Consider the following 12146-nt stretch of genomic DNA (forward strand, 5'->3'; position numbering starts at 1 on the left):
GGCTTCAAACCAAAAATGGGACAAAATGTTTGTTTCAGATTATAATTGATTGATTTTAAATGAATTAATTTTAGCCATGTCAAAAGATGGTTTGTCTAGGTTAATTATAAAATCGTATTCTCCATGCATATTAACGTGCTGCCAAGTCATTATTGAACTGTTTTTCATTAATTCTACATTCTTCTGTACTTCATCATCCTCTTCAATTTCGGATAATTTATTTGATATAAAAAGATAATTCCATAAGATAATTGCATTTTGGATTAAGTGCCTACACGCTACTACAATTTCTTGTTCTTCTTTACTTTCATATTTTAATTCTTGATTATTTCCAAAAAAGACAGCTTTAGCAAATAAGTGAGATAACTCAATTTTATTTAATTGTTTTTCAATATTTTGTCGTAGATGGGTTTCATCGAAATACCTTAATAAAAAAATAGTTTTATGAATTCGTCCTATTTCTTTTATTGCTTTGTGGAGAGGATGTTGCTTTGCATATGAGCTTAATCTCTTTAAAATAATAGAAGATTTTGTTTCTCCTAATTTAATTGAACATAATAACCTTAGTATATTTTCCCATTGATCTGAAATCATAGATTCATCAATATACATACTCTTTGATGGAAGTATTTTATAGCCTTTATTTTCATATATGTTTCTTGGTACCTCCTTAAAAGTGTATAATAGCTGGTCATTATAATTTTTAATTCTAGGAGCGAATAAAATTCCCAAAGAATTACATACACCAAATATAACTTCACTATATCCATGAGTATCTGTAGAATGCATATCACTTTCTATATCTCTATTATGAAGCAGTCCATCAAGAATGTATCCGGCTTCTCTTTCAGAAGCACTAATTACACTATTATAAAAAAGTTTGCTTTTTTCATCAATAAAACTGTATGCAGAAATACCTTTTCCTGTTCCAAAGTATTTGAAAGAATGAGTAGCATTAATTGACGGAACAGTTACATTAAATTTTTGCCCATCACTAGAAGTATGTAATGAATCTTTCTTTTGAAGATATATTTTAGGAAGGGATAATTTTTCTACGATGTCTAGAACCATCCGATTTGCTTCATCAATATTATCTTTACTAAAAAACCATCGTACTACATATTCCAATTTATCAGCTCCAATACCTGTAGATATTTTACCCATTTTCCTTATTCCAATGTTACATCCCAATGCTATAATTGCAGCATAAATAATATTTTCAGAAGGTGAATCTTTACTTGATTTTCGGCTATAATGTAAAAAAGAAGAAGTGTAATTTGTAGAAAAATTAATGTCAGATAATATTTTTGTAAGAGGTATATAAATGTTTTCTCCGATGATTTCATGAACAAAATGACTTGTAGATTCGGTTAATTTGGGGGTAGTTACTCTTGGTCTGTTATCTTTATTAAATTTTAAATATTCATTCGTTATTATATTTTCATTAGTTTTTTTGTAATGTTCAGCCATATTCTCTTTTAGAAATGACAAAGCATCTTGCATATCATATAAGTGATTGATATTTGCTCTATCCAAAAGTTCTTTTTTATCCAATTTCCAGCGGTTCTGACCAATTAAGTAATCATCAATTGATTTATACTTATCTGAAAATTTCAGGTTTAACGTACCTGCTTTTATATGATTAGAAACCTCTTTGAACAAAAGAATTTTATACATTTGGCTATTAAATTCTCCGTTATCATTAAACAGCCATTTTTGTTCATTTTTGGCAATAAATTCCGTAGGAGAAATATGAGTTATTTTTCCATTTTTAGTTTGATAATTTTTTATTGCAGATATTACATTCGAATCAGACATTTCAGTATTGAATTCAAGCATTAATAAAATTCCTCCAACCCTATTGTGTATTTTTCTATATCCATTATTTAAGGCTTTAAAGAATAATTCTTCTTTTAATGCTGCTGTTCCTAAATTTTCAAGTTTGTCAATTTCTTGAATAATATTATCGTGAAAAGATTCATTTTCAGAAGCTAAAATGTTTTTTATTAATCTCAGTTTTTCAGAATCTCCATACTGATTTGTAAAAATTATTTGTTTTACCTTTTCTAATTGTTTTTTTGAAGAAAAAATAATGTTTCTAATTTTCATTAACTGTTTTTGTTTACTAGGTTTTAGATCTTTCTTTAAAAAATCATTTGCTATCAACTTATTAGCATTATTATAATATTTTTGAATTACCTGTAGAAAGATATCAACGAATGAATCTTGACGAATACGATATTGATAAATAATGAATGATACTATATAAAGTCTTTTTCTTTCAATATCTCTAATACTATCAAACTGTATATGTTCAGCTTTAACAACCCAAACAGCATAATAATTTAATATGCCGGAAATTTCATTCAGTTTAGTAATATTAGTAAGATGAAAATGCATATCTCTAATTATACTAAAATCATCAATACTTTCTTTAATTTTTCTTGGTGTTGTTGCTTGAATAACTCGTTTCAGCTTTGTGATCAGATATGGATTTTTAGAAGTTACTTCATCATCATTGGTTGGAAGTTTCATCATCTCATCTAACAAATTTTTCTGAACTATAGTGAGATTCTGATCAATTATACTTACTAAATTCTGTTCAAATAAATTTAAAGATTCTGCTATAGTCTGAGCAAAAATATAATACTTTGGCTGCTCAATCTTTTTTTCTTCTAAGAACGAAATCAACGAATTAAAAAGTTCTTTTGGTCTTAATGGAGTTTTAACCAATTCTGATGTTTCCTTTTCAAATAAATCCTTATTTTTAGTAAAGGATCTGTATCCAAATTTATTTAAGATAAATGTTCGATGTCTATTGTATGCGTACTTTTTATATTTTAAAATATCTACTTTGAAACTTAAACCACAAAGTTCAGATACATATTTAATATCATCTTCTCTGTACTGGCTGGGAACAAAGAATTTTTTCTGGGCAAGAAAGTATCCTTTTTGAAGAATATAACCAACAGTAGTAATACCTTTTCTTAAGTTCGGATCAAGTTCAGTATCAAACTCTAAAGTAAATAATATTTTTCTTTCTTCGTTTGATAATTCAATAGGATTATCAAACAGCTCAATATCTTTTTCTTTTAATAGATTTATTCTTGACATCAGAATTTTTTTATATTTATAAATATATTAAAAAGACGTTTTCTATACATTTTAAATTTTGGGATTTCCCAAAATTAGACTATAGTTTAACATTGGGTTGAAAATAAGAATGATTTATACAATTTAAATGAAATAACCCCATCCCAAAAACACCCATCCTAAAATTGGTAAATTTTATTTATATTTATTAACAAAAAAATTCTAACATGAAGGCAAGATATATAAGAGTATCTACATTAAACCAAAAAATTGAACGGCAGTTAGAAAAACAATATCCTGATGAAAAAATCTATATAGATAAACTTAGCGGTTCAATTCCATTTAGTGAGAGAGTCCATGCAAAAGAGCTTCTCAAAGCCGTTGAAGAAAATAAGATACATTACATGAGTGTTTCAAGTATTGACAGATTAGGAAGAAATACATTGGATGTATTACAGACTATTGAGAAATTCCACAAAAATAATATTTGTTTAAAGGTAGATAATTTAGGGCTGGAAAGTTGGGTTAATGGTAAAGAAAACCCGACATTTAAATTAATCATTAGTGTTTTAGCCAATATTAGTGAAATGGAAAGAAACTCTTTATTGGAGAGACAAAAAGAAGGAATTGCAATTGCAAAAGCTAAGGGAATCTATAAAGGGAGATTAAAAAATACAACAGAATCTGTGGACGAATTTTTAGCCAAGTACCCGAATGTTATTCATTATTTGAATAAAAAAAATCCACCAACCATTATAGAAATTGCTAAACTTACAGATTGCTCTAAAAATACAGTACAAAAAGTTAAAAAATATATCCATTATAAATAATTTCTATAACTGCCTACATTATATGGCAAACAATTAATTCAAAATTTCTTCAAAATTGAAGATATAGATTTGTAAAATGAAGATCTTAATAATAGAAGACGAAACAGAATTGGCAAAAAGTATCTCCGAATATCTTTCCGGAGAACACTATTTATGTGAGTTTGCAACGACATTTAGTGATGCAATGGACAAAATAGAGACTTTTAATTATGATTGTATTCTGCTTGATATCATGCTTCCAGATGGAAACGGACTTACTATTTTAGAAGAATTGAAAAAGCAAAATAAACAAGATGGTGTTATCATTATTTCTGCGAAAAATGCTTTAGATGATAAAGTAAAAGGTTTACAACTAGGTGCTGATGATTATCTTACCAAACCTTTTCATCTTTCCGAATTAATGGCAAGGATCTATTCGATCATCCGCAGAAAGCAATTTAACAATTCAAATGTTGTAAGGCAGAATGAAGTAGAGGTCGATCTTTTAGCAAAAACTGTTTCAATTAATCATCAGACCATTACTCTTACCAAAAAAGAGTTCGATCTGTTGATCTATTTTATAGGAAATAAAAATAAGGTAATTTCCAAAAGCACTTTAGCAGAACATTTGTCCGGTGATTTTGCAGATATGCTAGACAATCATGATTTTGTATATGCACATGTAAAGAATCTGAAAAAAAAATTATACGATGCTGGATGTGATCATTATCTGAAAACTGTGTACGGAACGGGATATAAATGGGAAAGTAACTAAATACCTATGAAACCATTATTAAGCAAGACTACAAAGCCATTTATTATTTATGTCCTTATCATTCTGGTCATTAGTATTCCTGTATATTATATTGTAGTTGATACCATTTGGAAAGGTGAATTGGATGAACATAATGGAACAATTGCAGAAAAGACTGCTTATGAATTTAATAGTTTAAAGCTTTCTGATCAAGAATTGGAGAAAAGTCTAGTGCTTTGGAATCAGATCCAGCCGGGAACCGATATTAAAAAAGCATTATCCAATAGTGCAAAAAAAGATGTGTTTTTTACTGTAGAAAAGCAGAAAACGTTTGTATCACAACCTGAGATAGAACGATATAGATGCTTAATGAAAGTGATTTATATTAATAAAAAGCCTTTCCTTTTTACCGTTGAAACCAATATTGAAGAATCTCAGGAAACCGTTGCTGCCATTGCTTTAGTTACCATTTTCTTCTTTCTTCTTATCGTTGTTGGTTTATTGTTTTTAAACAAAAGGCTTTCGGCTTCAGTCTGGGAACCATTCCGAAATACTTTGGATAAGCTGAAAACATTTAATCTCAACAGCCAGACAAAAATCGAATTTGATAAAACTGAAATAACAGAATTTGAAGAACTCAACCGATCTTTAAGAAAATTAATAGAGCACAATATTTCGGTTTTTAAAACTCAAAAAGAATTCACCGAAAATGCTTCACACGAATTACAGACTCCTTTAGCAATTTTGAAAAACAAGTTGGATATTTTACTGCAAAGCGAAGATCTTACACAAAGACAATATCAGATTGCTGAAGAAATGAACAGGGCTTTAACAAGAAGTTCCAGAATTAATAAAAACCTTTTGTTACTGGCCAAAATTGACAATAGTCAGTTTGATAACACTGAAATTATTCGATTTGATGGCTTATTACATCAAAGTATGGAAATTTTACAGGAGCATTTCGATCAAAAAAATATTTCTGTTGATAAAAATATTTCTGTTGATATAAAAGTAAACGGAAACAGCGGTTTAACGGAAGTCCTTATTAATAATCTGATACTAAATGCAATTCGGCATACTTCCCCTAACGGATCAATCTCGGTAAAACTAACAAGTTGTGTGCTTGAGGTTGCTAATTCCGGAACAGAAAAATTGAATACAGAACTTTTATTCAAGAGGTTTTCAAAGCTTTCCGCGGATCATAAAGGTAGTGGTTTAGGATTGGCTATAATTAGGGAAATTTGCAAATTTCATCAATGGAAAATCAGTTATAAATTTGAAAATAGGCTGCATATTTTTTCTGTCATATTATAAAAATTAAAATTATTATTTAGGAAAATTCATTGCGACCGCCAAGAGAAAACCATAGTTCAAAAATATTGTTTTTATCATCGGTACAGATCATTTTACAGCATCCCCGGGAAAATGGAAATTAATATCGACAAGCATCATATTCCTGCCATTATTTATAATCTTAAGCAAAATCCTGAAAAAATAAATTGACTATAGAAAAAGAGTTAAACATTTCATATTATCAGACCCGCGAGGGTAGGATTTAAAAATGGCAAAATGAAAGCTAAATAATTTTACAGAAAATAAGCATTCTAAATTTCTACAAAATTGTATGTCAAATTTGTAAGAAAAATATGAAAACGCTAAATAAGGTAGCAGCTGTAACCCTTCTATTCTGGCTGATGAAAATAACTGCAACGACACTGGGAGAAACTTTAGGAGATTTTATCTCTATGACGCTCAATCTTGGTTACGCTGTTGGAATAGGAATTACCCTTTTATTTTTCATCATTATTATTACAATACAGCTGAATGTAAAAAAATACATTCCGGTCATTTACTGGCTGGTTATTATAGGAACAACCACATTAGGAACGGAAATTTCTGATTTTATAGACAGAACCCTGAAAATCGGATATTTATTGGGTAGTTTAATACTGGTAAGCGGTCTTCAGACGACACTTTTTCTATGGTATAAAAAATATAATACTCTTGAAGTATATCCGGTTTTTGAAAGAAATAAAGAGATTTTTTACTGGATGGCTATTCTTTTCTCCAACAGTCTGGGAACAGCGTTTGGAGATTACCTGAGTGATAATTTAAGATATAGCTATTTAGCAGGAGCTGTGATTACAGGTGTTATCATACTTATTGTTGTTCTGCTTCATTATTTTACAAAGATCAATCATGTTCTGTTGTTTTGGGTCGCTTTTGTTTTTACAAGGCCTTTTGGAGCAACTTTCGGAGATTTTCTTACTAAACCTATTTTAAAAGGTGGATTAAATCTCAGTACACTATACGCTTCATTGATTTCTTTAGGTCTATTATTTCTGATGATTATTATATCACATCAAAAGCAAAAGAAAGAATTAGATCTTCAAAACTAAAAATTCAAAATTTCTTCTAAATCATTCCTGAATATTGCCTTACAAATTAAAAATTTAATTAAAATGAAAAAGTTAGCATTCCTATTGACAGTGATTTCAGCAGTAGCTTTTGTTAATGCTCAAAAAGTTCAACAGAAAGATGTTCCTGCATCTGCCCAGAAAGGTTTTCAAAAACAATTTCCAACGGTTAAGGAGGTAAAATGGGTAAAAGAAGATGGTAATTATGAAGCAGGTTTTAAAGTAAACGGAACGGAAACTTCTGTTGTGATCACTCCTTCAGGCAACATTCTTGAAACAGAAACAGAGATGAGTATCAATTCTCTTTCTGCACCCATCAAAGCATATATCACTAAAAATTACCCCAATCAGAAAATAAAAGAAGCCGCGAAAATTACAAATGCAAAAGGTATTCTTATCTATGAAGCAGAAATAAACGGAAAAGATCTGATTTTCGACAATAAAGGGATGTTTTTAAAGGAAAACAAAAACTAAATTTAATAAATATGAATAGGATCAAGCTGTTACCGTTTTTAATAATGCTGTTGTTTTCTTCAATGGCTTTTGCACAGGTAGCTGTTGTTACCATTTCCGGAAATGTAAAAAATAGAATGAGATTATCGGTATTGTCATATGTAAATGTGATAGCAAAAACCGAGAAAGACACTGCATTTGTTGCCGGAACGATAACCGATGAAGAAGGGAGGTTTTCATTAGCCGGAATCAAACCTGGAAATTATCAATTGGAATTTTCGTTCTCGGGATTTCGAAGGCAGACACAGTCCCTTTTTGTAGGAAGTCTATCAGAATTTCTAGAGATTCCTCCCATCGAACTTGACCCCATTGAAAGCGAAAAAGAATCAAAAATTGAAGAAATTGTTGTAACAGCTTCTAAAAAGAATGAGATCGGCAATCAGCTTGATAAAAAGACCTATTCTGTGGCAGATAATGTCAGCCAAAGCGGAGGTTCGGTTTTGCAAAGTATGCAAAATCTTCCTGGAGTAACTGTTCAGGATGGAAAAGTGCAACTGCGCGGTAACGATAAAGTAACTGTTTTAATTGATGGTAAACAAACTGCATTAACTGGTTTTGGAAGCCAAAGCGGACTGGATAATATTCCATCTTCTGCGATTGATAAAATTGAGATCATCAACAATCCTTCATCAAAATATGATGCGAATGGAAATGCCGGAATTATTAATATTATTATGAAGAAAAATAAACAGAACGGCTGGAACGGGAAAGTTGGCTTTACGTATGGTACAGGTTCCTATTGGGTAAGAAAAGAAAATTTGCCAACGGTAAGACCTCAATATACGATTACACCAAAAATAAATCCTTCGGTTTCGCTTAACTATAGAAAAGATAAGGTTAATATTTTCCTCCAGGCAGATAATTTATATACGGAAACGCTTAATAAAAATGAATTTGTAACCCGAACTTATGACGACGGAACGATCATTAATTCACAACTAAAAAGAAACAGAAATACCAATTATCTTACTACAAAAGCAGGAATCGACTGGAATATAGATTCTTATAATACTTTAACCTTTTCTGGGCTTTATGGAAGTGAGAAAATTATAGATCGTGGAGACCAACCATTTTTTAACGGAGATCTATCTCAACGTCTTCGTCTTTGGCAGTTTTTGGAGGATGAATTGAAAACCACAATAATGGCAACAGCTTCTTATCAGCATAAGTTCAAAGAGGCAGGACATGTATTGAATATCGGATTCAACTACACATTCCACAGAGAAGACGAGAAATATTTTTACGATAATTATTTGCCGGCTTCAACCGGAACAGATGCCTTTAAATTATTGTCTGACGAACAGGTTTATGATTTTAATATTGATTATGTGAAACCTCTGAAATACGGACGCATTGAAACCGGAATTAAAGTTAGAAACAGAAGTATTCCTACGGACATGAATTTTATTCCGGGTGTAAATTCTGTTTTGGATACCAATGCAGGAGGTTGGGCCACTTATAAGGAGTTGATTCCTGCTGTTTATGGTAATTATATTTTCGAAAACGAAAAATGGGAAGCCGAGCTTGGGGTAAGACTGGAATATGTGAAAATTCAGTATGATGTGAATCCCAATCATCCGACGTACAAAAGTGACAGCTATAATTATACACAACCATTCCCAAACCTGAGACTGGCTTATAAATTAAACGATCACAACAAGTTATCCGTATTTTATAATAGGAGAGTTGATAGGCCAAATGAAGTTGATATCCGGATTTTCCCAAAATATGATGATGCTGAAATCATTAAAGTCGGAAACCCACAGTTAAGACCCCAGTTTACCAATTCGATTGAATTTGGACACAAATATAATTGGGATAGCGGGCATCTGTATTCTGCTCTTTATCATCGTTTTGCCAACGGGACGATCACCAGAATTTCAAGTATTGTTCCTGAAAGTACCCTGATTTATGCAGTATTTCAAAATGCAGGAAAAAGTTATAATTCAGGGCTGGAAATGATCTGGAATCAGAAAGTTTCGAAAGCCTATTCTTTTAATATCAATGGAAATGTTTACAGAAATCAGATTGATGCCTTTTCGGTGGGAAACCTTTATCCACAACCCAATATATTTTCTGCTAATCGGGAAACAGCTATTTCTGGAAATGTAAAATTGAATAACATTTTTAAGCTTTCTAAGGGGTTTGATACACAATTGACAGCTGTTTATCTGGCTCCGGATATTATTCCACAAGGGAAAATTGGTTCAAGGTTTTCAATGGACTTGGGAGTGAAAAAATCGATCCAAAACGGAAAAGGAGAAATATTATTAAACGCTACAGATTTGCTGAATACAATGGTAATTAAGAAGAAAATACAGGGAAATGGATTTGCTTATACAAGTGATGATTATTATGAAACTCAAGTTGTAAGACTAGGCTATAGTTATAAATTTTAATAAAAAACTCAACAGTGATCATGGATAATTTGGTAGAAGCTGTAAGCAGTTATGTAACATTATTTCTTTCAGAAAATCTTTCAGAGGATTTTTCTTTTCACTGTATGGGGCATACTTATGATGTAGTAAATGCGGTACGGGAAATTGGTGCGCAAAGTAACCTTTCGGAGGAGGAAATGCTTGTCTTACAGGTGGCAGCATGGTTTCATGACTGCGGATATGTGAATCTTTATATTGGTCATGAAGAGGAAAGTAAAAAAATAGCACAGAATTTCTTAGAAAATTTTGGATGCGAAAAAGATTTTATTGATGCTGTTTTAAGCTGTATTGATTCTACAAAATATCCCCCAAAACCATCTTCTTTACTAGAAAAAGTGCTGTGTGATGCAGATTTATATCATTTGACACGACCCAATTATTCAAAGTATGAAAAAGCGCTAAGACAAGAATTTGAAAAATATCTCGGCCTTATTTATACGGATGAAGAATGGCTGCAAAAGAACCTCAGTTTCTTGAAAAATCATGAATATTACACAGACTACGGTCAAAAAGTTCTTGCAAAGTTTAAAGAAGTGAATATTCAATTAATGATCTATTCTGAATAAATTTAAAATCAATTAATTACTTACTAAGATGTCAAAATTCACTAAAAAAATAGTATTCCGCCTTTTCGTATTAATTTTTGCTTGTGGAAAAATGACTGCGCAAACAGGCAATGATACCATTCAGGTTCAGGAGCCCCAAAAAGACAGTATCGCTACGTTGAATACTGGAAAAAGTCATCTAAATTATAAAAGCTTAATCATTCCTGCCGCACTTATTAGTTACGGAGTTGCCAGCTTGTCCGTAAATGGTCTGAAGCAATTAAACTTCTCCACCAGAGACGAAATTAATGAGCACAAACCTGATCATATCAAGTTGGATAGTTATAGTCAGTTTGCGCCTGCCGTTTTGGTATACGGGTTAAATGCATTAGGAGTGCAGGGAAAGCATAATTTTAAAGACAGAAGTATCATTTACGGAACGTCAATGTTGATAACATCGGCCATCACGATTCCTTTAAAACATATTGTAAAAGAAGAAAGACCGGATGGGTCCAACAATCTGTCGTTTCCTTCAGGTCATACGGCCATAGCATTTGCTTCGGCTCAATTTATGTTCAGGGAATATAAGGATACCAACTTCTGGCTGGGAGTTTCAGGGTATTCTCTCGCTGTTTTTACAGGAGTTTACAGAATGTTGAATGATAAACATTGGGTAGGGGATGTAGTTGCTGGAGCAGGTTTTGGGATACTTTCAACAGAATTAGCTTATTGGCTATATCCTAAAATCAATAATTTGCTGGGTGGAAAAAATAAAAATACAGCAACGATGGTAATGCCTTTTTATCAGAATAAAAGTGTGGGAATAGGTTTGGTTAAAACTTTTTAAATTAATAAGAAATATGTGGTTCTATTATGCGCTGTTGTCGGCATTATTTGCTGCATTTACAGCTGTTTTTGCCAAAATGGGAGTTTCCAATGTCAATTCTAACCTCGCAACCGGGATAAGGACTGTGATTATCCTTGTATTGGTCTGGAGTATCGTGTTCATAAAAGGTGAAGCGAAAGATATAGGTTCGCTGTCAAAATTTAATATTATTTTTCTTGTTCTTTCCGGGATTGCAACCGGATTATCGTGGCTGTTTTATTTTAAAGCACTGCAAATCGGAAAAGTGTCGCAAGTAGTCGCTGTAGATAAATTAAGTGTGGCTATTGCCATTATTTTATCTGTATTATTTTTCAAAGAAACATTAACGTTAAAAACAGCAATCGGAGCTTTATTAATCATTGGCGGAACTATTTTGTTTGCAATGAAATAGTTGGGTTCTCATCATCAAATTATTTAACGAAGTGGACATTTTGCCCCATTTTTGGTTTGAAGCCAATAGCCGTAATTTTATAGATATTATTTTTTAAAGAAACATTAACCCTAAAAACCACGGTAAGGGCTTTACTAATCATTGGTGGAACTATGATGTTTGTATGAATAGTGGGTTCAATCATCACTATTTGATATGAAATTTAATAAATCTTAATTTTAAAATTATATATAAATATTTTAAAATCAATTAATTACGACTTAAAACAAACATTTTGTCCTATTTTTGGTTTGAACCCAA

General features: G+C 31.4%; 10 protein-coding genes. 9 read left to right on the forward strand and 1 reads right to left on the reverse strand.

Translation table 11 applies throughout. From position 1 onward, the window contains the following. Positions 1–39: 39 nt before the first annotated feature. Positions 40–3114 (reverse strand): Tn3 family transposase, encoded by a 3075-nt coding sequence (locus NZD88_RS21005; protein ID WP_259831757.1) that lies wholly within the window; start codon positions 3112–3114, stop codon positions 40–42. Positions 3115–3320: 206 nt separating this feature from the next. Here NZD88_RS21005 and NZD88_RS21010 point away from each other — a divergent pair, with 206 nt between their 5' ends. From NZD88_RS21010 to NZD88_RS21050, 9 genes are all read left to right on the forward strand, one after another. Continuing rightward, positions 3321–3923 carry a recombinase family protein gene (locus tag NZD88_RS21010; protein ID WP_259831758.1) on the forward strand — a complete coding sequence of 201 codons (603 nt, stop codon included), beginning with the start codon at positions 3321–3323 and terminating at the stop codon, positions 3921–3923. Between the two features lie 76 nt (positions 3924–3999). Then, positions 4000–4677, forward strand: a complete 678-nt coding sequence (locus NZD88_RS21015) for a response regulator transcription factor (RefSeq protein WP_259831759.1) — start codon at positions 4000–4002, stop codon at positions 4675–4677. Positions 4678–4683: 6 nt separating this feature from the next. Next, positions 4684–5970, forward strand: a complete 1287-nt coding sequence (locus tag NZD88_RS21020) for a sensor histidine kinase (protein WP_259831761.1) — start codon at positions 4684–4686, stop codon at positions 5968–5970. 332 nt (positions 5971–6302) lie between these two features. Further along, complete coding sequence (locus tag NZD88_RS21025) at positions 6303–7055, forward strand: COG4705 family protein (RefSeq protein WP_259831763.1); 753 nt, start codon at positions 6303–6305, stop codon at positions 7053–7055. Between the two features lie 63 nt (positions 7056–7118). After that, a complete protein-coding gene (locus NZD88_RS21030; protein ID WP_259831765.1) occupies positions 7119–7547 on the forward strand; it encodes a PepSY-like domain-containing protein in 429 nt (142 codons plus the stop codon). A gap of 11 nt (positions 7548–7558) precedes the next feature. Beyond that, entirely contained in the window at positions 7559–9985 is a 2427-nt protein-coding gene (locus NZD88_RS21035) for a TonB-dependent receptor (RefSeq protein ID WP_259831767.1), read from the forward strand. A 20-nt stretch (positions 9986–10005) separates the two neighbouring features. Continuing rightward, entirely contained in the window at positions 10006–10590 is a 585-nt protein-coding gene (locus NZD88_RS21040; protein ID WP_259831769.1) for an HD domain-containing protein, read from the forward strand. 91 nt (positions 10591–10681) lie between these two features. After that, the gene (locus NZD88_RS21045) at positions 10682–11416 is read left to right on the forward strand and encodes a phosphatase PAP2 family protein (RefSeq protein ID WP_259831770.1); all 735 of its coding nucleotides are present in this window, start codon (positions 10682–10684) and stop codon (positions 11414–11416) included. Between the two features lie 13 nt (positions 11417–11429). After that, on the forward strand, positions 11430–11846 hold the full coding sequence (locus NZD88_RS21050) for an EamA family transporter (protein WP_259831773.1): 417 nt from the start codon (positions 11430–11432) through the stop codon (positions 11844–11846). Positions 11847–12146: the final 300 nt, after the last annotated feature.

This window comes from Chryseobacterium pyrolae, from assembly GCF_025153485.1.
GTDB lineage: Bacteria > Bacteroidota > Bacteroidia > Flavobacteriales > Weeksellaceae > Chryseobacterium > Chryseobacterium antibioticum.

Coding starts and splice junctions, on each gene's coding strand:
- NZD88_RS21005 (WP_259831757.1), bottom strand. CDS start 3,114: ATGTCAAGAATAAATCTATTAAAAGAAAAAGATATTGAGCTGTTTGAT.
- NZD88_RS21010 (WP_259831758.1), top strand. CDS start 3,321: ATGAAGGCAAGATATATAAGAGTATCTACATTAAACCAAAAAATTGAA.
- NZD88_RS21015 (WP_259831759.1), top strand. CDS start 4,000: ATGAAGATCTTAATAATAGAAGACGAAACAGAATTGGCAAAAAGTATC.
- NZD88_RS21020 (WP_259831761.1), top strand. CDS start 4,684: ATGAAACCATTATTAAGCAAGACTACAAAGCCATTTATTATTTATGTC.
- NZD88_RS21025 (WP_259831763.1), top strand. CDS start 6,303: ATGAAAACGCTAAATAAGGTAGCAGCTGTAACCCTTCTATTCTGGCTG.
- NZD88_RS21030 (WP_259831765.1), top strand. CDS start 7,119: ATGAAAAAGTTAGCATTCCTATTGACAGTGATTTCAGCAGTAGCTTTT.
- NZD88_RS21035 (WP_259831767.1), top strand. CDS start 7,559: ATGAATAGGATCAAGCTGTTACCGTTTTTAATAATGCTGTTGTTTTCT.
- NZD88_RS21040 (WP_259831769.1), top strand. CDS start 10,006: ATGGATAATTTGGTAGAAGCTGTAAGCAGTTATGTAACATTATTTCTT.
- NZD88_RS21045 (WP_259831770.1), top strand. CDS start 10,682: ATGACTGCGCAAACAGGCAATGATACCATTCAGGTTCAGGAGCCCCAA.
- NZD88_RS21050 (WP_259831773.1), top strand. CDS start 11,430: ATGTGGTTCTATTATGCGCTGTTGTCGGCATTATTTGCTGCATTTACA.